This window comes from Nonomuraea sp. NPDC059194, from assembly GCF_042754765.1.
Taxonomy (GTDB): Bacteria; Actinomycetota; Actinomycetes; order Streptosporangiales; family Streptosporangiaceae; genus Nonomuraea.
On record NZ_JBHZBH010000038.1, the window covers coordinates 35626 to 56812 of the forward strand.

Sequence of the window (21187 nt, forward strand, 5' to 3'; positions counted from 1 at the left end):
CGCCGCCTGTACGAGCGGATCGAATCCGAGTCGATCTGAAAGCTGCTCAGCCAGCCGCCGCGGCAACACATGATCATCGCTACCGGTCCTGCCGCACGGGATGATCTCAGTCGGTCGGTGAGGTGCCGCAGAGTGCGTTGTCGATCAGGCGGGCAGTGGCTTGGCCCTGCTCTCGTGTGCCGGGGTAGGTGGTGCGTGAGACGATCACGCTGGTGCGGCCGTCCTGGGTGACGGCGTTGTCGGTGATGAACCCGGGTGTGCCGCCGGGGTGCGACCAGGCCGTGACCCCGCAGCTCAGTTGCTGCTTGGCCATGCCCAGGCCGAACTCCCTGCCGGGCGCGCCGATGGGAACCGTGGTCGTCATCTTCTTCAGCTGTTGCGGCGGCAGTAGCTTCCCGCCCAGCAGCGCACGCCAGAACCTGCTCAGGTCGCCGGTGGTGGTGACGGCCTCGCCCGCCGCGCCGGCCCAGCCGAGACTGAGCAGGGTGGCGCGGAACGGCCGGGAGGTCTTGGCGTCCTGGGTGTAGCTCTGCACGTGCGGCTTGGGCAGGAGCGGGGAGTCGCCGGGCAACGTCGTGTTCCGCAGCCGCAGCGGCGTGATGATCCGGCGCTTCACCTCCTTGCGCCAGGAGTTCCCGGTGGCCCGCTCGATGACCAGCCCGGCCAAGAGGTAGTTGATGTTCGAATAGCTCCAGCGGGAGCCGGGGGCGAAGAGCGGGCGGTGGCCGACGCTGAGAGCCACCAGCCGCCGCGGGTTCATGCGCAGGAACCGGTAGGTGCGGTAGCCCCGCTCGGTGCGCATCTTCTTCTCGATGTCGCCCACGGAGTCATACAGGCCGCTGGTGTGCTGGAGCAGGTGTCTGATGGTGATCGCGCGCCCGTCGTTGCCGTTGCCGCGCACCAGTCCGGGAAGCCACCGTTCGACGCTGTCGTCAAGGGACAGGCGGCCCTCCGCTTCCAACTGCAAGATCACAGCAGCGACGAAGGTCTTGGTGTTACTGCCCATCCGGAAGTGCCCGTCGAGCGGGATCGGCACGTTGCGGCCCCACACCGCCGTACCGCTCGCCGCGGCCAGGTCACCGCCGGGTGAGACCACCCGCGCCTGCACTCCCAGCGTGCCGGCGTCGCGGATCGCATCCAGATCCGCCTGCAAGGCCGCCCGATCGTATCCGGACGACGATGCGTGAGCCGGACCCACCGCCAGCGCACCGACGGACGCGGCCACGGCCGCTGACGCCACGACCGCATGGAAACGACGCCAGCCCACACTCTTCATAATCATTCTTTGCCTCCCGGCAGATTCAATGCTGCCCATGGGTGTCTGGTGGAGTATCCGGTCAGGGGGCGGATCACGATGTCCTCCGGCGGACGGACTTGAATACGAACGTCTGCCGGGGGCTCCCGCCCGATATCCAGTCCATCACTGCGAGAGGCGGCAAACCTCCTGGCAGCGGATGATCCGGACCGGGGCCCTGGATCCTTCCCTCGGCCCACGACCAGGACCCTGGTCCTGGTCCTGGCCCCGATCCGGATACGGCTCCGCTGACTGCCGCCGCCGGTGCTGCCACCCGGTGGCGGCGCTCACCGCCGTCCTTGGTACTCGATTCGACGGCCACCCTGACCGTGCCGCGGCCCAGGCACTCGTCACCACGGCGAACCCCCGTCGGCCTGCGGGCCGACGGTGAGGGTGCCGCTGTGCAGGGCGACGCGCTCGCGCATGCCGATCAGGCCGTATCCGCCGGAGCCTCCGCCCCGCTGATCGCCGCGGGGACGGGCGCGATCACCACCGTGCTGATCGCCGACCCGATCCTGTCGGTCCAGGTGCCGGACTACACGCCGCGGGGCTTGCCCTGATCGTCGTGGTGAAGCTGGCCGCGTTGCTGGTCGCCTCCACCGTCGCGTTCGTCGGCGGCCGGATCTTCGCCGCGGTCTTCGCCGGGGTCGCGCTGGGGCTGCTGGCGGCCTCGCTCGTGCCGGCCGTACCGGTGAGCCTGGCGATCGTCGGCGGGGTGATGGGCGTGGTGCTGGCGATCAGCGGCAGGGGTGGCTGAGCCTGTTCATGGCGGCGGCCATCGTGACCGGCCTCGACCTGCTGCCGGTGCTGTGCCTGGCGGTGCTGCCCGCGTGGCTGCTGGTGACCGGCAAACCACACATGATCATCGAGGAGGAGGGGGTGTGACCCCGGTCAGGAGGCGCCGTGGAAGCGGCGGTGCAGCTCACGCACCTCCTCGTCGAGGCCGGGAACCGGTCCCTCGACCGCCAGGCCGGGGACGACCTCGTTGATCGGCAGCGTCCGCACGGGAGGCGCGGGAGCTCCCAGCTCGGCCAGCCAGCCCGCCAGTTGCTGCGACGAGGCCACGTACACGATGCGGCCCAGGCCGACCCAGCCGTGCGCGGCGGCGCACATGGGGCAGTGCTCGCCCGAGGTGTAGACGGTCGCCGCCGCGCGCTGCTCGGGGGTGAGGTTCGCCGCGGCCCAGCGGGCGAGCTCGAACTCCGGGTGGCGGGTCTGGTCGCCGGAGGCCACGTGATTGTGGTCCTCTTGGAGGACCTTTCCGTCGCCGGCGACGAGCACGGAGCCGAACGGCTCGTCGCCTGCCTCCAGGGCCTCGGCCGCCAGCTCCACGCAGCGGCGCAGGTGCCGCAGGTCGGCGTCGCTCACCATGATGACCTCCCCGAAAGCGCGATCTTCACTGCCATGGTAGGCCGCGCCGGCCGTACCCCCTGGCAGGCGTGTACGGCCGGCCGCGCGGTCCAGTCGTACTCGTGCGGCACGGTCAGGGCTCCTGGGTGTGCTGGTCGACGCTGGGGTGGACGGCGACGATGATGCGGTGGTCGCGCCCGCCCTCGGCGGACTCGTCGTGGTATTTGCTGACGAGGGCGGTGACGGCGGTGGCCAGTTCCTCGGCGAAGGCGGCGCGGTCGGCGGCCGAGGCGAAGCGGACCTGGCCGTCGATGGCGAAGGTGGCCACGCGCTTGCGCGCCTTGGCCGCGCCGGTGATGAGCAGGCCGACGTCGCTGACGAGCCGTGCGGCGACGGCCAGCAGCCAGCGGGCCGACAGGCGGTCGGGCGCGCGGCTCGGGTCGGGCTGGACGCCGGCCAGTGCGCGGGGGGAGATGACGTAGGAGGCGGCGGTGGCGCGCATGACGCGCTCGGTGACGTTGCCTTTCCTGCGTTCTTCGACGAGTTCGACCAGGCCGTGCTTCTCGAGGGTCTTGAGGTGATAGTTGATCTTCTGCCGGGGGAGGCCGACCTTGGCTGACAGCATGGTGGCCGAGTTGGGGTCGGCCAGCTCGGCCAGGAGCCTGGCGCGGATCGGGTCCAGTGAGGCCTCGGCGGCCGCGGGGTCCTCGATCACCGTCACGTCGAACATGCCTCCACTGTCGCACCGACAATAATAGTTGTCAATGATGGTGAAGGCTGTCGGCCTGCGCCTGGAGGAAGGCGCATTCGGCGGCGTTGCCCGCCAGCGCGATCGCCGTCGCGTACGCCTCCCGCGCCGCCGCGGGGCGGCCGAGGCGGCGCAACAGGTCGGCGCGGACGGCGTGGAACAGGTGGAAGGCGCCCAGGTCGAGCTCGTCGACCAGCTCCAGCGCCGCCTCGGGCCCGGCGACCTCCGCCACGGCCACCGCCCTGTTGAGCGCCACGACTTGGCTCGGCGCGATCGCCATCAGCTGGTCGTACAGCGCGAGAACCTGCCGCCAGTCGGTGGCGGCGCCGTCGCTGTGCACGGCGTTGATCGCCGCCTGGATCTGGTAGGGGCCAGGCCGGTCGCGGCGCAGGCAGGCGCGGACGATCGCCTGCCCCTCGGCGACCAGGCCGCGGTCCCACAGCGCGCGGTCCTGCTCGGCCAGCCGTACCAGCCGGCCCTGCTCGTCGGCGCGGGCCGCGCGGCGCGAGTGCAGCAGCAGCATCAGCGCCAGCAGCCCCCACACCTCGCCCTCGTCGGGCATGAGCTCGGCCAGCAGCCTGCCCAGGCGGATCGCCTCGGCGCACAGGTCCTCACGCACCAGACGCGCGCCCGCGCTGGCCGCGTACCCCTCGTTGAAGATCAGGTAGACGGCGGCCAGGACGGCGCGCAACCGGTCGGGCAGGTCCGCCTGGCGGGGCACGCGGTAGGGGATCCCGGCGTCGCGGATCTTGCCCTTGGCCCGGACCAGCCGCTGGGCCATGGTCGGCTCCGGCACCAGGAAGGCGTGGGCGATCTCGCCCGTGCTCAGCCCGCCCAGCAGCCGCAGCGTGAGCGCCACCTGGGCGGCGGGCGCGAGCGAGGGATGGCAGCAGGTGAAGATGAGCCGCAGCCGGTCGTCGTGCACGGGCCCCTCCCACTCGGGCTCTTCCTGGGCCGCCAGCAGCGCGGCCTGCGCGTGGCGGTCCTGGCGTGAGGCCTCGCGGCGCAGGCGGTCGATGGCGCGGTTGCGGGCGGTGGTGATGATCCAGCCGGCCGGGCTGGGTGGCGTCCCCGTCACCGGCCAGCGGCGCGTCGCCTCGGCGAAGGCGTCCTGGACCGCCTCCTCGACGAGGTCGATGTCACCGAAGGAGCGAACCAGGACGGCGACGGCGCGGCCGTACTCCTGACGGAAGACGCCTTCGACGGACGGCACGGCTGTCAATCCACCAGAGGGCGGACCTCGATCGGCAGGGTGGTGGCGAGGCTGGCCTTGCGCCCCCAGTCCAGGGCCGCGTCGAGGTCGGGCGCCTGGATGACGACGAAGCCGCCGACGTGCTCCTTGCCCTCGGTGTACGGCCCGTCGGTCAGCAGCGGCTCGCCGTCCTTGGGGCGGACCACGGTGGCGGTGCCGGCCGGGTGCAGGCGCCCGGTGAACACCCAGGCGCCTGCGGCCTTGAGCTCCCGGTCCCACTCCTCGACGTCGCGCATGATCGCCGCGAGGGTGTCGGGCGCGGGCGGCTCGCCGTCGGGCTGGTAGATGCTGAGCAGGTACTGCTTCATGGTGACCTCCTGGATGTCTTGTCACCCTCTACACGAACGGGCTGCCGCCGGATCGACACCTGCCCCAGAAGATCTTCCAGGACGTGCGCGGGAAGGCGCGCCGGTAGCCGCCCGCGAGTACATCCGCGACCGCACCCTGGAAGGCCACGAATCCGCACCATCGGCGGCGCCAGCGTCACCGACGACACTATGCTCACCCTCGCCCTCCACCTTTGCGAGCAGAACCTCTGCCTGCGCGACATCGCAGCCAAGCTCGTCATCACCAAGGGTAAAAGCACCCCTCTCCCGCCACTGTCCTACGAAACCGCTGGTGGATCGGCTCTGCCAAGACCGGCGGGAAGGCGCGAGGGTGCCACGGACGTTTGAAACGCTTGTTTGCGGCACTGGTAAAATCGCCCGCGTGGGAGTCCCCGAGGATTTGCTGGCCGCCGCCAAGCAGTGCCTGTCCGAGCGCGGATACGCACGCACAACCGTCCGAGACATCGTCGCCGTCTCCGGCAGCAACCTCGCCGCGATCAACTACCACTTCCGCTCCAAAGACGCCCTGCTCGCGCAGGCGATGATCGAGACGACCGGAGAAGCGGTCGCAGAGGTCCTCAAGGCGTTCCCAGATGACTCCCAGGAGTGGTTCGAGCCGTTCTGGGCGGAACTGATCGAGTCCTTCCGAGCCAATCCGATGGTGTGGCGAGCCAACGTCGAGACCCTGGCGCAGGCGCCTCATCTCCCCGGAGTGCGAGCCCGCCTCGCTGAGGGGCAGGAGCTCGCCCAGCGCGAACTGGGCCAGCGCCTGCCCCACCAGGACGAGGCGGGCGCTCAGGTACTGTTGACGCTGCTCATCGGTCTGCTGGTGCGATGGCAGATCGATCCGGACAACGCCCCGACGGCCCACGACCTGGCCGCCGGTATTCGGTCGGTGGCTGACGCAGCCGCCGGCTAACGCATGACGTGCCGTCCGGAGCGGTCCGGGTGAGGCCGCGGCTGGCCCGCACGCCGTACAGAGCGCAACATGACTGGCGCGAGCAGCGCCATCAGGGAAAGACCCGCCGCGGCGGCGATCATGGCGTAGTGCTGGCCCTGGGTGAAGGCCTCGCGGGCCGTGGCGGACAGGGTGATCCCTGCCGGTTCGGACAGGTGCCGCGCTGTCTCCAGGGCGCCGCCGAGGGTGTCCAGCGCCGACGCGGGAGCGCCGGAGTCGGCGAGGTGTCCTCGGTAGACGGCCGTGCCGATGCTGCCGAGCAGGGAGATGCCGAGCGCGCCGCCGAACTCGGTGGCCACCTGCGACAGCCCTGCCACTGAGCCCGCCCGTTCCGGCGGGGCGGTGGCGATGATCAGGTCGGAGGAGACGGTCAGCACGAGGGTGACGCCGCCGGCCATCAGCATGATCCCGGCGATCAGCAGGCCGGTCTGGCCGGTCACGTCCAGTTGGGACAGCAACGCGAACCCAGTGGCGCCGACGAGGAGCCCGGCGCAGACCACCAGCCCGGGACGGACCTTGCGCACCAGGGCGGGAGCCAGGCCCGCGGCGAGCATCGCCATGCCGGCCGAGGGCAGCGCGTACAGGCCGGCGATGAGCGGCCGGGCACCCATGACCATCTGCAGGTACTGGGTGGTGAAAAGGCTGGAGCCGACCATGGCGAAGACGCCGAGGGTGTTGGTGCTGATGGCGGCGGTGAACGCCCGGCTGCTGAACAGGCGCACGTCCAGCATCGGGTCGGCCATCGAGCGCTGGCGGCGCACGAAGACGACCCCGAGCGCCAGGCCGGTCGCGATGGCCAGCACCGGCAGCCATCCGATGCCGTCCTGGGCGATGTGCTGGACGCCGTAAATCGTGGGCAGGATCGCCCCCAGTGACAGGCCCACGCTGAGCAGGTCGAACCGGCTCGGGCGGGGGTCACACGACTCGGGGAGCAGCAGCGGTGCCAGGATCAGCAGCAGCGCCATCACCGGCAGGTTGACCAGGAACACCGAGCCCCACCAGAAGTGCTCCAGCAGCGCGCCGCCCATCAACGGCCCCAGCATGGCGCCACCGGCGAACGCGCCGGTCCAGATGGCGATGGCGGTGCGGCGCTGGCCGTCGTCGTGGAACATGTTGCGGATCAGCGAGAGCGTCGAGGGCATCAGCGTGGCTCCGCCCACCCCGAGCAGGGCCCGGGTGACGATGAGCAGGTCTGCGCTGGGCGAGAAGGCAGCGACTGCGGAGGCGGCGCCGAACGCCGCCGCCCCGGCCATCAGCAGCCGTCGCCGTCCGACCCGGTCGCCCAGCGTGCCCATCGGCAGCAGCAGTCCGGCCAGCATGAAGGGGTAGATGTCGATGATCCACAGCAGCTGGGAGCCGCTCGGTGCCAGGCTGGCGCTGATGAACGGCAGCGCGTAGGACAGCACGTGCAGGTCAACGGAGATCAGGAGCACGGGCAGGACCAGGACGGCCAGCCCGATCCACTGCTTGCGTCCGGCTTTCATGAGCGGCCTTTCTCGCGGAGGGGAGCACCGGCGTGGTGCAGGTGGCGGAGGGCCTCGCTGTGCGAAGCCACGAAACCGACTTCGTGGTACGGCAGGCCGAGCTGGTGGCAGTAGGCCCGCACGATGGGTTGCGCCAGGCGCAGGTTGGGGGTGGGCATGTGGGGAAACAGGTGGTGTTCGATCTGGTAGTTGAGCCCGCCCATGGCGATGTCGATGAACCGGCCGCCGCGCACGTTGCGGGTGGTGAGCACCTGCTTGCGCAGGAAGTCCAGGGAGGCCCGCCCGGTCAGCGTCGGCATGCCCTTGTGGCCGGGGGCGAAGACGCAGCCCATGTAGAGGCCGAACAGCCCCTGGTGCACGGCGAAGAAGACCAGGGCCTTGCCCGGCGACAGGACCCAGGCGAGCGCGCCCAGGTAGAGGGCGACATGGGCGAGCAGGGCTCCTTCCAGAGCACGGTGTTTCATCCAGGGCTGTCGCAGCGCGCGCAGGCCGCCCAGGCGCAGGTTGAGTCCTTCCAGCAGGAGCAGCGGATAGAACAGCAGCGCCTGCCGGCCGCCGATGAGCCGGGCCGGCCCACGGCTGTCGCGTGCCTGTTCCTGTGACCACACCAGGACGTCGGGCACGACGTCCGGATCTTCCTGTGACCACACCAGGACGTCGGGCACGACGTCCGGATCTTCCTGTGACCACACCAGGACGTCGGGCACGACGTCCGGATCGAGGTCCTCGTGGTTGGAGTTGGCGTGGTGGCGGGTGTGCTTGTTCATCCACCAGCCGTAGCCGAGCCCGATTCCGAGATTGCCGCAGAGGCGGCCGAGGATCTCGCTCGGCCTTCGGCTGAGGAAGATCTGCCGGTGCGCCAGATCGTGCAGCACGAGGGCGACCTGGGCGAAGACGATCGCGAACAGGGCGGCCAGCGGCACCTGAAGCCAGGAGTCGCCGAGCCAGAAGAACGCCGCTGTGCCCGCCAGGTAGAGACCTGCCACCGCGCTGAGCCGTACCAGGTAGTAGCGGGGACGGCGGTCGAGGAGGCCTGCCTGCCTGACGCGTCTGGACAGGCGGCTGAAGTCGCTCGCGGCCATGGCCGTGGCGGTTGCTTGTGCCATGCCGCAGACCATACACACGTTTAGAACACTCGTGCAAAACATATGTTTGTGACAAATGTTTGGATAGGGTTTGCGGCATGAAAGAGCGAGACAAGCTGATCGAGGGCGCCACACGCTGCCTGGAGGAACGCGGCTACGCGCACACCACGGCGCGCGACATCGCCCAGACCTCCGGCGCCAATCTGGCCTCCATCGGCTACCACTTCGGATCGAAGGACGCGCTGCTGGTCGAGACCATGCTCGAGGCGACCGCCGACTGGGCCGACAAGCTGCGCCACGCTCTGGCGGACGACGTGCCACGCGAGGGGTACGAGACGCTGTGGCAGCGGGCGATCGAACTGCTTGACGTGCACCGCCCCGTCTTCGTGGCCAACATCGAGGCCTTCGCCCAGGCCGAGCGCCGGCCACGGCTGCGGCAAGCGCTGGCCGACGCACAGGAGACCGCCCGGCTGGAACTGGCCCGCTGGCTCGCCGAGGCGACGTTGCCTCCTGCGAAGCAGCGGGCAGTCGGTGCCTTCTATCTGACCCTGCTGACGGGGTTGATCCTGCAGCACCTCATCGATCCGGAACGGGCTCCCACCGCTGAAATGCTGACGGAGGCGCTGCATGCCGTCCCGGGGGCGTGCCGCCGGATGCCTCCGCTCACTCTGCGTCAAGCCCTGTTGATCGTGGATGCGGTGAACGGGTTGTCCTCCACCGATCGCCTGGCCAAGACGCAGTTGCTGGCGCAGGAAGTGGCGGCTGTGATCGCGTTGGGCAGGCCAGAGATCTGGGCGGCCGACGGGTGCGCCCTGCTGTGCATGATCGAGGCGTGGACCACGTGCCAGCGTCTGGCCGTCATCGATGCCGCCGAGCGATTCTGGGCATGTTCCGAAGGGGGCTATGAGGAGGGGCTGCGGGCAGTTGGCCTGTTGTCCGGGTCATGAGTTCGATGGGCATTCGCCGACCGCTCATATGTCATCCGCGCTGGGCGACCGTACATCGCCTTCCGGACGAGTTCCTCGGGCAGGTCCCGGGCACCTGGGCGAGCCGGGCCACGATGCCGTGCTTGCCCTGCACCCGCCGGAACTCAGGCCGTCGATCATCTCCGCCTCGCGTACCCAGCACAGCGCCGCCGGCAAAGTCGGACGGGTACCTGCGCATCGCCCGTGCCCGCCACACCTCCACGACCTTCTCCGACACCCCCTCCGCGACGCCCCCGGTCCGGACCAGAAGCCCGGCCTCGGTGAGGATGTGCCGCTGCCGTAGCGGGGACTGGGTCGCAGTGGACGAATAGGAGTGGATGATCCGCACCGAACCCTCCTCAGGAAGGGCTACCTGTCGTCAATTCAGCCTCAGAATCAGCCACCCAGTGCGGCGTTTGATCCGCCGATGTCCGGGTTTCCGGGCCGCCGAGGGGCGCGTCGGTGGCCTGTCGGGAAACCGGCTAATCCCCTGGCGGCTGGGGACACGTTCGGGAGCGGAGCGCCAGCACCGGTCGCCCGCCCTCCAGGAGCAGGTCGGTATTGCTGGGATAGCCTGCGTCAACGGCCGTGGCGACGGCGGCGAGTTCGTCGCGGTAGTGCTTGGTCAGCTCCGGCGCCTCGGCGGGGATCCCGGCCTGGGCGCAGAACGCGGCCACCAGCGACCGGCACTCCTCTGGAGCCCGGACGCCACGGGATGGCGGCCGGTGTCACCGTCGCCGCTGAGAGGCGGCCGCGCGGATGGCCACAGCGTAAGGCTCGTCGGCGGCCCGGGTCGACGGCGGCAGGTCGGCGAAGGGGACGAGCGCCGGGTGCTCGGGATCGCGTGTGCTCATCCACGCTGACCAGGCATCATGGACGTCCTCGGCGCTCACCCCCTCGCCCTTGGCCCGCAGCAGCACCGCGTACAGGACGAACAGCCCGGCGGCGTCGTCCGGCGGCGCGGCCCCGGCCGACAGCAGGCCGAGAACATGCCATCCGGGGTAGGGGGCGTCAGGAATCTCGGGTGTGAGGTTTTCAACGTGGCCGGCGGCGATGTCGTCGGGCGGCGCGCCAGGCCGGCGGAGGTCCCGGCGGTGGTCAGGTCTGCTGCAGTGTCGTGTGAGCGGTCGCGTCAGCACGGCAACGGCCCGGTATCAGCGCGATCGGTGATGGTGGATGCCATGAACGGTTCAGCGATTGCGGCATTCGCGACCGCGCTCGTGGTCGCCGATACTCCCGTCGCGTCCGCGACGGCGGAGCCGAGGATCGAAATCTTCGGCGGGCTGACGCAGCCCGGCCTCTCCTGAGGGGCGCCGACGGGCTCGCTCACGAGCAGCGATCGGGTCGCCCGCATCCACATGCTTGTGGTCTCGGCTTGCACCTCTGCTATTCGGTGTTGCTAAGTACCAGTAGTCAGTGTTACTGTGTACTGGTAGTAAGCGACACCGAGTAGATGAAAGGGGGTGTTCCATGGGAAAACAGCTGACGGAGATGCTCAAGGGAACGCTGGAGGGCATCGTCCTGGCGCTCCTGTCCGACCGGCCCGCCTATGGCTACGAGATCACAGCCTCGCTGCGCGACCAGGGCTTCGCCGACATCGCCGAAGGAACCATCTACGCGCTGCTGGTTCGCATCGAACAGCGCGGCCTCGTCGACGTGCAGAAGGTCCCGTCGGAGAAGGGGCCGCCGCGCAAGGTGTATTCCCTCAACGCTCAGGGACGCGAGCACCTCGATGAGTTCTGGAGGACCTGGAGCTTCCTCGCAGAACGGCTCGAACAGCTCCGCAAAGGAGGCAAGTAACCATGTCCGACGCTGAAAAGAGTGGCTTCCTCGCAAAGGTGATCGGCCCCAAGCGGCGGTGGCGGCAGTACAAGGCGCGCGTGAGACAACTTCCGCCAAACTACCGCACGGCGGTCGAAGCGATCGAGCGGTACATGATGCACTTCGTGCCGACCGACGGCGACAGCGATGCGTCGAGGTTCGAAGACCTCGCCGACCTGTTCGAACAGGCCGCGGCGGACGGAATGCCGATCCGCGAGATCGTCGGGCAGGACCCGGTGGAGTTCGCCGAGGCGTTCGTCCAGAACTACACCGAGGGCGGCTACGTCCCCACCCGTGCGCGGAAGCATCTGACCGACGCCATCACGCGCGCCGCCGGCGAAGACACCGGAAAAGAAGACACGACAGTCTGATAACGACACAGCTCATCGTGCCCGGAGCCGAGCACCACTTCATCGACTGTCTGCACTATGCGGCGGGTCGTGCCCGGCCGGCTACTTCTCGCCGCGGGTCAGCGGGGGCGCCAAGACGGCGACAGCCGGTATCAGAGCGGCCGGCGATGGTGGATGCCATGAACGGTTCAGCGATTGCGCCCTCGGGGCTGCGAACCGGGGCCACGCCGAGCCCCTCCCCCGACCCTCGTGCGTAGCCCAGGCAAAGCCCATGAGCGCCACTCCGGGACGGGTCTCGCAAGATCAAACACTGTGTGTGTATCGAACACTGTAGGTAAGGAAATTCATGATGGGACAAGGCAACAGCGGCTTCTCCGAAGCAGGGCTGCGCAGACTGCGCGAGGTGCTGACACGGCATGTCGAGTCCGGGAAGATCCCCGGGCTCGTCGCCCTGGTCGGCCGAGGCGAGGAGACACACGTCGAAGCGATCGGGACTATGCGCCATGACGGTGGCGCGCCGATGTGCCGCGACACCATCTTCCGGATGGCCTCGACGACCAAGCCGGTCGCGGTGGCGGCGACGATGGCCCTGCTGGATGAGTGCCGGCTGCGGCTGGACGACCCGGTGGATCCGTGGCTGCCCGAGCTCGCCGACCGGAAGGTGCTGACGCGGCCCGACGGCCCGCTGGAGGACACCGTGCCGGCGCGGCGGCCGATCACCGTCCGGGACCTGCTCACCTCCACGTGCGGGCTCGGACTGGATATGACGGCGCGGACCGCTCCGATGATGGGCGCGTTCTTCGAGCAGGGGGTTTACGGCCAGGAGGATGGATGGCTGTTGCCGGCACCGGAGCCGGATGAGTGGATGCGCCGCCTGGGCACGCTCCCGCTGATGTACCAGCCCGGAGAGCGGTGGCTGTACAACGTCAGCGACGACGTGCTCGGCGTACTGGTGGCCAGGGTCACCGGCCAGTCGTTTGAGGCGTTCCTGCGCGAACGCATCTTCGATCCGCTGGGCATGAAGGACACCGGTTTCCATGTGCCCGCCGACAAGATCGACCGGCTGCCGCCCCTGTACGCCCCCGATTGGCAGACCGGAGAGTTCCTCGTGGAGGACGAGGTCGAAGGGGGACACCACAGTAAGCCTCCGGCGTTCCAGTCAGGCGGCGGCGGACTCGACTCGACCGTCGACGACTACCACGCCTACTTCCGGATGCTGCTCAACCACGGGATGCACGGGACCCAGCGGATCCTGTCCCGGCCCGCCGTCGAGCTGATGACCACCAACCGCCTCACGCCCGAGCAGACAGTCGCCCTACAGGCCTGGGCCCGCAGCGTCGTCCATTTGTCACACGGCCAGGGGCAGACCGGCGGCTGGGGCTTCGGCATGACAGTGCGCACCTACCGTGGTGACTACGCGCCCATCGGCCAGTTCGGCTGGGACGGCGGAGCCGGGACCACTACATACGCCGACCCGGACAACCAGCTCGTCGGAATCCTGCTCACCCAGACCGGGATGTCCACCCCGGATTCGGCGCGGGCCATCCACGACTTCTGGACCACCCTCTACCAGGCAATCGACGACTGACAGAGATGATGTAGGGGAGCACCTCCCGCCAGGGCCTGACCCAACGACTGACTGACCTAAGGCGTTGGCCAGGGTGCGCCGGGCCGAGACCCGGTCGGCCATCTCCACCGCGATCTTGTAGAGCTCGATCACCGGAGCCAGGTCGTTGCCGGGAGCGGGCGGCGGGGACAGCTCAGCACGCGGGGCGGGCACCGTCGATCACCTCAGTCGTTTGTGCGCGTGGGCCAGTAAGTGGTGGGTGGCCGCCTGGCCGCCTACGGCGATCTGGCCGACCAGCAGGCTTCTGGTGCCATCGCCAGCGTTGGGCGAGTCGGGCGCCATCCTCGACCAGGCGTGCCGGATGTGCGTGGCCAGATAGCGGGTGTCGCTGCCGGTGTCGGCGAGAACGATCACGCGGTGGATGGGGTAGCGGTCGATGACGCGCTGAAGTTCGTAGCCGGTGCCGATGTTCTCCTTCTGGAAGCCTGACAGGTCGATGACGACGAGGTCGGCGAGATCCAGCAAGGTGTCGACCGCGCGTTTCCAGTAGGCGCCGTGGCACAGGTAGGCGGACATGGGGTAGCTGCCTTTGCGGTCCCAGACGCGCACGCCTTTGCCGCCGACGGCCCTGATGGTGCGAAAACCGCTGGGCAGCGGATCGAGGGGCCGCGCGTTGAGCTCGCGCAGCATGCGCCGGTCGGAGGCGATGAACAGCTCCCCGAGCGTCCCGGCGCGCCGCATCCGCGCCAGCTCGGAGTAGCGCACGGAGGCGGCGCTGCGCAGCAGGTGCACGTACCCGCAGCGGCGAAAGGCCCCCTTGACGAAGTCACGCACCCGCAACTCGTTCTCGAACAGCCGGAAGTAGGCGATGCTCAGCGGCGGCTGACCGAAGACGTTGCGCGCGGTGCTGACCTTTGGCAGGCCGAAGACGATGCTCCGGGGCGGCGCGTAGTAGGTGATCTTCAGTTCGGGGATGACCGGCGCCCGGTAACGGGAGAGAACGGCGGTGGCGGGCGGCATCAGCTCGGCGAAGGCTGGGTCCTGCGACAGTACGCGCACCTGCCTGGCCAGCAGGCGCCGGCGCGTGACGTCGACGCCGACCACGAGCAGCACGACCGCCGCCGCCCCGCCGCCCACGGCGGCGACCAGCATCGCCTCCTCTTCGCGCGACCCCATCCGCTCGGGCGTGAGCAAGGCGCCCAGCGCCACGATCACCAACGGGAAACCCACCCACAGCAGGGCCAGCGGCACGACGTTGCCCAGCGTGGTACGGCCGGGCCGCGACTGCCGCAGGGCGGCGCCGTGCTCGGCCGAGGGCGGCAGCAGCAGCGCCTTGGCCGGATCGCGCGCCTGCCGCCGCTGCGACAGCGCGATCTGCCAGCGGACCACGCGCACGACCAGCGCGACGGCGAACAGCGCGGAGGCCAGGCCAGTGCCGCCGGCCAGCCAGGGGAAGAGCTCGAAGGTGCGCGGGATCTCCACGACGACGGTCACCGCTCGAATCCGGCCGGTCATGTAGGCGAAGACGAGCGAGGCTATGCCGCCGGTGTAGAGGCCGCCGAGCAGGTTGCCGCGCGCCGCTTCGGCCTCGGCCGCCGGGTCAAGCCGATACCGCATGATCCACCTCCGTTCCCACCAAGTGTGACCACCCAAGATCCCCGGCACATGAGTAGCCCCTACTCGAGATACGGGGGCCATCCGGAATGGAACGTCAAGATCTCTACGGCAGTCAACGCGTAGACCTGATCTTGCCTGTAGCTGTAGCGCGCGTTCCCGCAGGTGGGCATATCTACCACGGCGGTAAATCCGGGGATTCTGCGGTACGACCTTCGCGAGCAATCAGGGGCCGGAACTGGGAAACGCTCGCTAGCCTTCAATTTCAGCCGCATGGCCCTAGTGTCATGCGGCTGAAATTCGTCGGCAATATTTACGGTAGACCGTCTCCAACACGAACACGATCAAGCAGAGACCCTGACCACCGGCCGCATTCATCCCTCCGTGACGACCACGAACCGCAATCGTGATCATTCACTCAGCTACTTTGGGGCTGAGGACACTCTCGGGAGCAGAGAGCTCTGAGGGAACGTCTTTGAGTGGCGGCGCTGGTGGAAAGGGAGCGCATCGCGATCGGGTCGGGCGAGGTTGGGGAGGGCAGGGTCGGGGTGGTGGCCTGCGATGCCGTCCATGCGGCGGTGGCGGCGCGGTTGCCGGGCAGCGACGATCTGGACGCGCGTGTGGTGGCGCTGATGGTCACACAGTCGAAGGGCCTTGAGTTCGACTCGGTGGTGGTGGTCGACCCCGCGGGGAACCTCGCCCAGTCGCCAGGGACCTGTACGTCGCGATGACGAGGGCGACCAGACGTCTGACCGTGGTGTACGAGGACGTGCTGCCCGATGTGCCCCGGCGTATGAAATCTACTTTGTAAAGGCACTCAGCGGGGCGACCTTCGGTCGCCCACCATTCAAGGACTAAAGACTCTCTCCAACAAACATGTGCGCTGCAGCGATCTTGTAGGGTCCGGGTCATGATCTGCATCTACGCCTATACCCCGAACGCCACCGCGTTGAGAAGGCCGGGTTCACCAAGGACGGTGTGACGCGTCTTGATGAAGGGGACGGCACGGGAGTGCCGGAGGCGCGCTTGGTCAGACGCGCGCGGGTGCTCGCGGCACGCTTGCATATTCCATAACTGAACTCGTGAGTACGGATATGCCTTGTACAGTTCAGGTCATTACTGCAGTGAGAGGCGGACGTGAACGAAATTTGGGCGGTGGTCCACGCCGAACGCGATGCACTGATCCGAGACCTCAAAGCCCTCCCGACCGAGCGGTGGAGCACACCGTCACTGTGTCCTGGCTGGGACGTTCACGACGTCTTGGCTCATCTTGTCGATGACGCCAAGGCCACCCGGCTGGGTTTCTTTCTGCGTCTTGCCGCTGCCCGCATTGACTTCGACCGCTGCAACAACGCGGGAGTCGCCCGGGAGCGTGCGGGGGAACCGCAACTGACGCTCGCCTCGTTTCGTGCGGCGAGTCGCAGGACTTCGAGTGCTCCGGTGCCGAGGGTTACCCGGCTGGTTGAGGTGTTCGTGCACGGAGAAGACATTCGGCGGCCGCTTGGCCTGGGCAGGGACTACCCGGTCGCGCACGTCGTCGCAGCGCTGCGGTACCAACTGAGCACCGGCGTGGCGGTGGGCGGAGGTAGAGAGCGAGCGCATGGATTGCGCTTGACGGCGACTGACGCGAGTGTCGACGTTGGCGAAGGTCCGGAGGTGCGCGGCACGGCTTTGGCGCTTCTGCTGGCGGTGTCGGGGAGGCCTCTTGGTTCCGATGAGCTGAGTGGCCCAGGTGTCCCTGCGCTGACGCGTGATGGAGGATTTCACCATGGTTGAAATCGACGCGGTGTTCACCGCCTCTATCGTTCCCGATTCCAACAGTGGTTGGCCGTGTGTGCAGATGCCTGGTTCGGCGGATTTCTTCGGCACTGGGAAGGCTGTCAAGGTGGCGGGCACCGTGGACGGGCACGCATATGAGGCGACAATGTTGCCGGTCGGCGGGGGAACACACATGATGCCGCTTCGTGCGCCGTTCCGGAAGGTCATCGGTAAGGATCTTGGCGACGAGGTGACCGTGCATCTGACGCATCGGTTGTCGTAGGTAGGGTGTCGTCGGACATTCCTTAGAGGAACGCCCCGAGCCGATGCGCTCGGTTGTGACCAGGTCGACCGTAGGCCGGACAGCCTCGACGCCAGTTTTCGGGACAGTGGAACGTCCCGTTTGCGAGTAGCCGGCGTCCCACTGGCGCGTCGAGCCCGAAGTCAGGTAGCCGACGGCTGTGGAGACCGATGCCGGGCTGATCCAGAGTCTGCTGGCCAGTTCGGCCGCGGTGAGCTTGCCGTCGGTCAGAACAGGCAGATGAGCACGCGCACCATCATCTTCGGCATGCCCATCCTGACGGCCATCGTCACGGCGCCGTCTTCTACTTCGCTCGCTGTAGCGACCTCACCGTCCCGTAGGGCACGATCGACGTGCTGGGAGAGGGGCGACGAGCTGCCGCCGGGGGTGAACGAGCTGGTGAGAGTGCATGTCGCGCAGAAGCGTAGGATCACCGACGGTGACAAGCTCGCCGGCCGTCACGGCAACAAGGGCGTCATCTCCAAGACCCTTCTCGTCGAGGACATGCTGTTCCTGGAGGACGGCACGCCCGTCGACATCATCCTCAACCCCCTCGGTGTGCCTGGTCGCATGAACGTCGGCCAGGTGCTGGAGACCCACCTCGGGTGGATCGCCGTCGGCGGCTGGGACATCTCGGGCATCGAGGAGGCGTGGGCCGAGCGGCTGCGCGACAAGGGCTTCGGCCACGTCGAGCCGTACCCGATCTCGGTCGGCTACTTCTGCATCCTGAAGCTGCTGCACCTGGTCGACGACAAGATCCACGCCCGGTCGACCGGCCCGTACTCGATGATCACCCAGCAGCTGCTGGGCGGTAAGGCGCAGTTCGGTGGCCAGCGCTTCGGTGAGATGGAGGTGTGGGCCATGGAGGCGTACGGTCGGCCCGGACGTCGGCGGCGAACGCCTCGCCGGTCAGGAGTTCACCGACCTGGTCGCGATCGAGTCCGGCCGCGACACCGAGCGCCTGCAGTACCTGCGGGTCAGCGTGGTTGCGAAGGAGTTGACGGGCCGGGCCCGGTGCAGGTTGAGTTCCAGTCCTTCGGCGGCGCCGAGCGCCTGGATGTGGGCCACGCGGGCGGCGACTCGGGCCGGGTCGTTCGTCTGGTAGGAGCCGATCTCCTGCGCGGCCGTCAGTGTGGGGACGGGCTGCCGTCGGGGTCGAGTTCCAGGCTGCGCCAGATGACGTTCACGTCGTTTCGGCCGTGGAGGGCGGCCGCAAGGCGTCTTTTGCCGATGTAGCACCAGGGCACAGGATGTCGAATGAGCCCTCGACTTGCATGATCGTCAGGTCCTTTCGGTCCTGATGCGCGAGCTGGTGGCCCGTGTGGATGCCGCCGGAGTGCTCAGGCCGGACGCCACGGCCATGGACATCTCGCTGCTGATCGAACAGCTGGGCAGGTCTTCCCTGATCGAGCAACTCGACCGGCAGGGCCGCGGCGACCTGACTGAAGGGGGTGGGACCGGAATATGCCAGAAACCTGTCGCGAAGGCCGGTAGTCGCTGGTCAACGGCACTGACACTGTCTCCGGTGATCGTGCGGCTATGGTGATCACGTCCTATGGGGTGATCTTCCGGGGTTCTGGGTGGCGTCGATTGATCGGTCCGCGTGTCCGCGGTTCAAGAGGGTGGTGTCGGCGCGGGAGCTGGCGGAGGCGTTCACGCCCACCTCGGACGAGGCCGAGTGGGCTCGTCCGAAGACCACGACGGAGCAGCATTTCTTGGCGCTGATGGTTGCTGAAGTGCTACCAGCGTTTGGGGTACTTCCCGAAGCTGGCCGAGGTGCCGGCGGTGGTGGTCGAGCACGTGCGCGGCAGGTTGGAGGTGGCCGAAGCCGTGGAGGCGGTGCACGAGTCGAACCGGACGCTGTGGCAGCACCGGGACTTCGTGCGCACGCGGCTGGGTGGGAAGTACACGCCGGCCAAGGTTCGGGAGGTGGCCGATCCGGCGATCCGCAAGGCGGTGCAGTCCAAGGACAACCCGGCGGACCTGATCAACGTGGCGTTGGACGAGTTGGTGCGGCAGAGCTGCGAGTTACCCGGCTACACCACGCTGGACGCGATGACCGCCTCGATCCGTACCGAGGTACGGCGGCATGTTCGCTGCGGTGGCGGCCCGGCCGGACCGGATGCAGCGGGCACGGCTGGACCGCATGCTGTGGGTTGACCCGGCGTAGCGAGTTCGATCGGGCTGAAGCACTCGGCGCAGGCCGCGACGCTGGGCAAGTTCAAGGACCGTCTGGCGCACCTGGCCGCGTTGGACGCGCTGGGGCCGACCGAGGCGTGGTTGGAGCGCATCCCGCCGGGCAAGATCGCGCATTTCGCCGGCGAAGCGCGGGTGACCGACGCGGCGGACATGCGCAAGGTGCTCAACGACGACAAGCGGCTGACGCTGCTGATCAGCCTCGTGCACGAGTGCCGGACCACGGCGCGCGACGAGGTGGCGACCATGTTCTACCGATCCGACCGCCGGAACGCCGGCCAACGCCGAGGATGGGCCTGGTCCGGGCACCGAGGGCGTGGAAGAACGAACGGGCCGGCTGGTGCTCAAGGCATTGGAGGACGCCGGCGGCATCGACGACCTGGCCACCGCAGCCGAATCCGTGTCGGACTACCACGGCAACAAATACCTGCCGCTGCTGGTGCGGTTCTACCGCTCGCACCGACCGGTGCTGTTCACCCTGGTCGACGCCATCGAACTGGAGGCACCAGAGCGGATGCGTCGGTGCTGGACGCGGTGGAGTTCACCCGCGCCAACCGGGACCGGCGCAGCGACTGGATTCCGGAGACCACCCCGATCGAGGTGGACGGCCAGAACACCATGGTCAGCGTGAACGTCGACGGCTTCGCCAGCGACGCCTGGCGCAAGGTGCTGTGTGACCGGCAGCGGCCGGGGATGCTGGCCCGTCGGCACCTGGAGGTCTGCGTGTTCTCCTACCTGGCCGCCGAGCTGCGGTCCGGGGACATCGCGGTCGCCGGCTCGGACTCCTAGGCCAACCTGCACGCCCAGCTCATGACCTGGGACGAGTGCCGGCCGCTCGCCGTGGACTTCTGTGCCCAGGCCGGCATCCCGACCGACACGGCCGACTTGGTGGCGCCCTGCCGGCACGAGCTGACCCGCACCGCCGTCGAGGTGGACACCGGGTATCCGGCCAACACCGACCTGGTTCTGGACGGCGACCGACCGGTGCTCAAGCGCCGCAAGGGCGCCGATCGGCAGCCCTCGGCGAGCGCGTTGGAAGCCGCGATCCGCCAGCGGCTGCCCGCGCGCAGCCTGCTGGACATCCTCACCCGCACCGCGTATCTGATCTGCTGGCACCGCCACTTCGGCCCGGCGTCCGGGTCGGACCCGAAGATTCGCGACATCCTGGGGCGCTACGTCACCACGACCTGCGCCTACGGCACCAATCTCGGTCCGGCCGAGGTCGTCCGGCACATGCGCGGCAAGGTGTCCGCGCGCGAGATCTACCCCGCGGGCAACAAGCACCCCGTACATCACGCATATCATTCGTCGGCTCGGCGACCTCGTGCTCGAACCTGGACCCACCCGGCGCGGTGCCGTCCACTCGGCTGGACCTCGAACCGCGCGCCCTGTTGCCCGGCGGACCCGCCGCCTGACGGGCCGAGGGGCCACTCTCAAAACCAAGGTTCCGCGACAGCCGTGGACACGACTCAGGACATCGACACGAATCTTGCGCACTCGGGCGGCCGCGCGGAGTGGTCCCGTATGCCGTTCCTCCTTGGGACATGGCCGACGGCCTGGCGCAGCTACGAGGAGTTGGTGGCAGCGAGGTTGGCCGCGTTCAGGCGCTGGCGAACACTCGGTGATCGCGCTGGGAGTTTGGAGCCAAGGTGCTCGCGGCGAAGCTCGTCCATGAACTCTTGCCAGAGCGCGGGGCCGCCTTGTTCAGGCAGCACGGCGCGAGCGTTCAGCGCGTTGCTCGTGGGTCGGTGGCGAAGTCCCCAGCTGCCCAGCTGCGCGAACACGGGTATGAGTTGGATCGCGGGTTCGGTCAGGCTGTAGCGCGCCCGCTGGCCGGCTCGCGTGTCCTCACGGGTGAGCAGTCCCGACTCGAGGAGTCGCTTGAGTCGGTCGGCGAGAATATTTGAGGCGATCCCCTCGATTGAGTTGGCCTGCAGCTCTCGGAAATAGCGGCGGTCTCCGAAGACGAGGTCGCGGAGGACGATCAGGCTCCAGCGATCGCCGAACACCTCGATGGCGGCGTTGATCGGGCACCCCGAGCGCGGCTCATACGCTTCGCCCATAGTGCTTGCAATCTACCACCGCCGGGTACTAGCGTCTCGACGAGCGGTTGCAAAT

The 21187-nt window shown here is 68.5% G+C and carries 27 protein-coding genes and 2 pseudogenes; 16 read left to right on the forward strand and 13 right to left on the reverse strand.

Features of this window, described 5'->3' with window-relative positions; translation table 11 throughout:
* Positions 1–106 precede the first annotated feature (106 nt).
* The gene (locus ACFXJ8_RS34400; protein WP_379648173.1) at positions 107–1153 is read right to left on the reverse strand and encodes a serine hydrolase domain-containing protein; all 1047 of its coding nucleotides are present in this window, start codon (positions 1151–1153) and stop codon (positions 107–109) included.
* Positions 1154–1695: 542 nt separating this feature from the next.
* Here ACFXJ8_RS34400 and ACFXJ8_RS34405 point away from each other — a divergent pair.
* Entirely contained in the window at positions 1696–1854 is a 159-nt protein-coding gene (locus ACFXJ8_RS34405; RefSeq protein WP_379648174.1) for a hypothetical protein, read from the forward strand.
* A 5-nt stretch (positions 1855–1859) separates the two neighbouring features.
* Entirely contained in the window at positions 1860–2051 is a 192-nt protein-coding gene (locus ACFXJ8_RS34410) for a hypothetical protein (RefSeq protein ID WP_379648175.1), read from the forward strand.
* A 134-nt stretch (positions 2052–2185) separates the two neighbouring features.
* Here ACFXJ8_RS34410 and ACFXJ8_RS34415 read toward each other — a convergent pair whose 3' ends face one another.
* The 4 genes from ACFXJ8_RS34415 to ACFXJ8_RS34430 all read right to left on the reverse strand — a co-directional run bounded on the left by ACFXJ8_RS34415 (position 2186) and on the right by ACFXJ8_RS34430 (position 4952).
* Positions 2186–2665 carry a nucleoside deaminase gene (locus tag ACFXJ8_RS34415; RefSeq protein ID WP_379648176.1) on the reverse strand — a complete coding sequence of 160 codons (480 nt, stop codon included), beginning with the start codon at positions 2663–2665 and terminating at the stop codon, positions 2186–2188.
* Between the two features lie 112 nt (positions 2666–2777).
* Positions 2778–3374 (reverse strand): ArsR/SmtB family transcription factor, encoded by a 597-nt coding sequence (locus ACFXJ8_RS34420; protein WP_379648178.1) that lies wholly within the window; start codon positions 3372–3374, stop codon positions 2778–2780.
* A gap of 31 nt (positions 3375–3405) precedes the next feature.
* A complete protein-coding gene (locus ACFXJ8_RS34425) occupies positions 3406–4605 on the reverse strand; it encodes an RNA polymerase sigma factor (protein ID WP_379648180.1) in 1200 nt (399 codons plus the stop codon).
* 5 nt (positions 4606–4610) lie between these two features.
* Positions 4611–4952: a YciI family protein gene (locus ACFXJ8_RS34430; protein ID WP_379648182.1), complete on the reverse strand. Its 342-nt coding sequence runs from the start codon at positions 4950–4952 to the stop codon at positions 4611–4613.
* A gap of 400 nt (positions 4953–5352) precedes the next feature.
* On the opposite strand from ACFXJ8_RS34430, the gene ACFXJ8_RS34435 reads away from it, so the two are divergent.
* Positions 5353–5889 (forward strand): TetR/AcrR family transcriptional regulator, encoded by a 537-nt coding sequence (locus tag ACFXJ8_RS34435; protein ID WP_379648184.1) that lies wholly within the window; start codon positions 5353–5355, stop codon positions 5887–5889.
* On the opposite strand, the gene ACFXJ8_RS34440 is transcribed toward ACFXJ8_RS34435, so the two are convergent.
* Both ACFXJ8_RS34440 and ACFXJ8_RS34445 read right to left on the reverse strand, forming a co-directional pair.
* The gene (locus ACFXJ8_RS34440; protein ID WP_379648186.1) at positions 5886–7412 is read right to left on the reverse strand and encodes an MFS transporter; all 1527 of its coding nucleotides are present in this window, start codon (positions 7410–7412) and stop codon (positions 5886–5888) included. The two genes, ACFXJ8_RS34435 and ACFXJ8_RS34440, sit on opposite strands and share 4 nt — an antisense overlap.
* Positions 7409–8518 carry a fatty acid desaturase family protein gene (locus tag ACFXJ8_RS34445; RefSeq protein ID WP_379648188.1) on the reverse strand — a complete coding sequence of 370 codons (1110 nt, stop codon included), beginning with the start codon at positions 8516–8518 and terminating at the stop codon, positions 7409–7411. The genes ACFXJ8_RS34440 and ACFXJ8_RS34445 overlap by 4 nt, the downstream gene beginning before the upstream one ends.
* Before the next feature lie 77 nt (positions 8519–8595).
* On the opposite strand from ACFXJ8_RS34445, the gene ACFXJ8_RS34450 reads away from it, so the two are divergent.
* On the forward strand, positions 8596–9444 hold the full coding sequence (locus ACFXJ8_RS34450; RefSeq protein ID WP_379648189.1) for a TetR/AcrR family transcriptional regulator: 849 nt from the start codon (positions 8596–8598) through the stop codon (positions 9442–9444).
* A 31-nt stretch (positions 9445–9475) separates the two neighbouring features.
* Here ACFXJ8_RS34450 and ACFXJ8_RS34455 read toward each other — a convergent pair whose 3' ends face one another.
* The 3 genes from ACFXJ8_RS34455 to ACFXJ8_RS34465 all read right to left on the reverse strand — a co-directional run bounded on the left by ACFXJ8_RS34455 (position 9476) and on the right by ACFXJ8_RS34465 (position 10601).
* The gene (locus tag ACFXJ8_RS34455; protein ID WP_379648191.1) at positions 9476–9811 is read right to left on the reverse strand and encodes a hypothetical protein; all 336 of its coding nucleotides are present in this window, start codon (positions 9809–9811) and stop codon (positions 9476–9478) included.
* Positions 9812–9944: 133 nt separating this feature from the next.
* Positions 9945–10139 carry a hypothetical protein gene (locus ACFXJ8_RS34460; protein WP_379648193.1) on the reverse strand — a complete coding sequence of 65 codons (195 nt, stop codon included), beginning with the start codon at positions 10137–10139 and terminating at the stop codon, positions 9945–9947.
* Between the two features lie 51 nt (positions 10140–10190).
* The gene (locus ACFXJ8_RS34465) at positions 10191–10601 is read right to left on the reverse strand and encodes a hypothetical protein (RefSeq protein WP_379648195.1); all 411 of its coding nucleotides are present in this window, start codon (positions 10599–10601) and stop codon (positions 10191–10193) included.
* Between the two features lie 42 nt (positions 10602–10643).
* Here ACFXJ8_RS34465 and ACFXJ8_RS34470 point away from each other — a divergent pair, with 42 nt between their 5' ends.
* The 4 genes from ACFXJ8_RS34470 to ACFXJ8_RS34485 all read left to right on the forward strand — a co-directional run bounded on the left by ACFXJ8_RS34470 (position 10644) and on the right by ACFXJ8_RS34485 (position 13221).
* Entirely contained in the window at positions 10644–10769 is a 126-nt protein-coding gene (locus ACFXJ8_RS34470) for a hypothetical protein (protein ID WP_379648197.1), read from the forward strand.
* Positions 10770–10932: 163 nt separating this feature from the next.
* Entirely contained in the window at positions 10933–11262 is a 330-nt protein-coding gene (locus tag ACFXJ8_RS34475) for a PadR family transcriptional regulator (RefSeq protein WP_379648199.1), read from the forward strand.
* 2 nt (positions 11263–11264) lie between these two features.
* Positions 11265–11654, forward strand: coding sequence for a DUF1048 domain-containing protein (locus tag ACFXJ8_RS34480; protein ID WP_379648200.1), 390 nt, complete (start codon positions 11265–11267; stop codon positions 11652–11654).
* A 325-nt stretch (positions 11655–11979) separates the two neighbouring features.
* A complete protein-coding gene (locus ACFXJ8_RS34485) occupies positions 11980–13221 on the forward strand; it encodes a serine hydrolase domain-containing protein (RefSeq protein ID WP_379648202.1) in 1242 nt (413 codons plus the stop codon).
* Between the two features lie 198 nt (positions 13222–13419).
* On the opposite strand, the gene ACFXJ8_RS34490 is transcribed toward ACFXJ8_RS34485, so the two are convergent.
* Positions 13420–14817 (reverse strand): hypothetical protein, encoded by a 1398-nt coding sequence (locus tag ACFXJ8_RS34490; protein ID WP_379648204.1) that lies wholly within the window; start codon positions 14815–14817, stop codon positions 13420–13422.
* Between the two features lie 476 nt (positions 14818–15293).
* Between ACFXJ8_RS34490 and ACFXJ8_RS34495 the strand changes: the two genes are divergently transcribed.
* The 7 genes and pseudogenes from ACFXJ8_RS34495 (at position 15294) to ACFXJ8_RS34525 (ending at position 19858) form a co-directional block, all read left to right on the forward strand.
* Positions 15294–15545: a hypothetical protein gene (locus ACFXJ8_RS34495; RefSeq protein WP_379648206.1), complete on the forward strand. Its 252-nt coding sequence runs from the start codon at positions 15294–15296 to the stop codon at positions 15543–15545.
* A 424-nt stretch (positions 15546–15969) separates the two neighbouring features.
* Positions 15970–16590 carry a maleylpyruvate isomerase family mycothiol-dependent enzyme gene (locus ACFXJ8_RS34500; RefSeq protein WP_379648275.1) on the forward strand — a complete coding sequence of 207 codons (621 nt, stop codon included), beginning with the start codon at positions 15970–15972 and terminating at the stop codon, positions 16588–16590.
* Positions 16583–16855, forward strand: coding sequence for a DUF1905 domain-containing protein (locus ACFXJ8_RS34505; RefSeq protein WP_379648208.1), 273 nt, complete (start codon positions 16583–16585; stop codon positions 16853–16855). Before ACFXJ8_RS34500 ends, ACFXJ8_RS34505 begins: the two co-directional genes overlap by 8 nt.
* 378 nt (positions 16856–17233) lie before the next feature.
* Positions 17234–17749: pseudogene (locus ACFXJ8_RS34510) on the forward strand (DNA-directed RNA polymerase subunit beta); the annotation flags it as partial.
* Positions 17750–18143: 394 nt separating this feature from the next.
* Positions 18144–18419, forward strand: coding sequence for a hypothetical protein (locus ACFXJ8_RS34515; protein ID WP_379648210.1), 276 nt, complete (start codon positions 18144–18146; stop codon positions 18417–18419).
* A gap of 182 nt (positions 18420–18601) precedes the next feature.
* On the forward strand, positions 18602–19033 hold the full coding sequence (locus tag ACFXJ8_RS34520; RefSeq protein WP_379648212.1) for a DUF4158 domain-containing protein: 432 nt from the start codon (positions 18602–18604) through the stop codon (positions 19031–19033).
* Between the two features lie 558 nt (positions 19034–19591).
* Positions 19592–19858 (forward strand): hypothetical protein, encoded by a 267-nt coding sequence (locus ACFXJ8_RS34525; protein ID WP_379648214.1) that lies wholly within the window; start codon positions 19592–19594, stop codon positions 19856–19858.
* On the opposite strand, the gene ACFXJ8_RS34530 is transcribed toward ACFXJ8_RS34525, so the two are convergent.
* A complete protein-coding gene (locus ACFXJ8_RS34530; RefSeq protein WP_379648279.1) occupies positions 19855–20232 on the reverse strand; it encodes a hypothetical protein in 378 nt (125 codons plus the stop codon). The genes ACFXJ8_RS34525 and ACFXJ8_RS34530 overlap by 4 nt on opposite strands.
* On the opposite strand from ACFXJ8_RS34530, the pseudogene ACFXJ8_RS34535 reads away from it, so the two are divergent.
* Positions 20174–20293: pseudogene (locus tag ACFXJ8_RS34535) on the forward strand (hypothetical protein); the annotation flags it as partial. The gene ACFXJ8_RS34530 and the pseudogene ACFXJ8_RS34535 sit on opposite strands and share 59 nt — an antisense overlap.
* 341 nt (positions 20294–20634) lie before the next feature.
* Here ACFXJ8_RS34535 and ACFXJ8_RS34540 read toward each other — a convergent pair.
* Positions 20635–21132, reverse strand: coding sequence for a winged helix-turn-helix transcriptional regulator (locus ACFXJ8_RS34540; RefSeq protein ID WP_379648216.1), 498 nt, complete (start codon positions 21130–21132; stop codon positions 20635–20637).
* Positions 21133–21187: the final 55 nt, after the last annotated feature.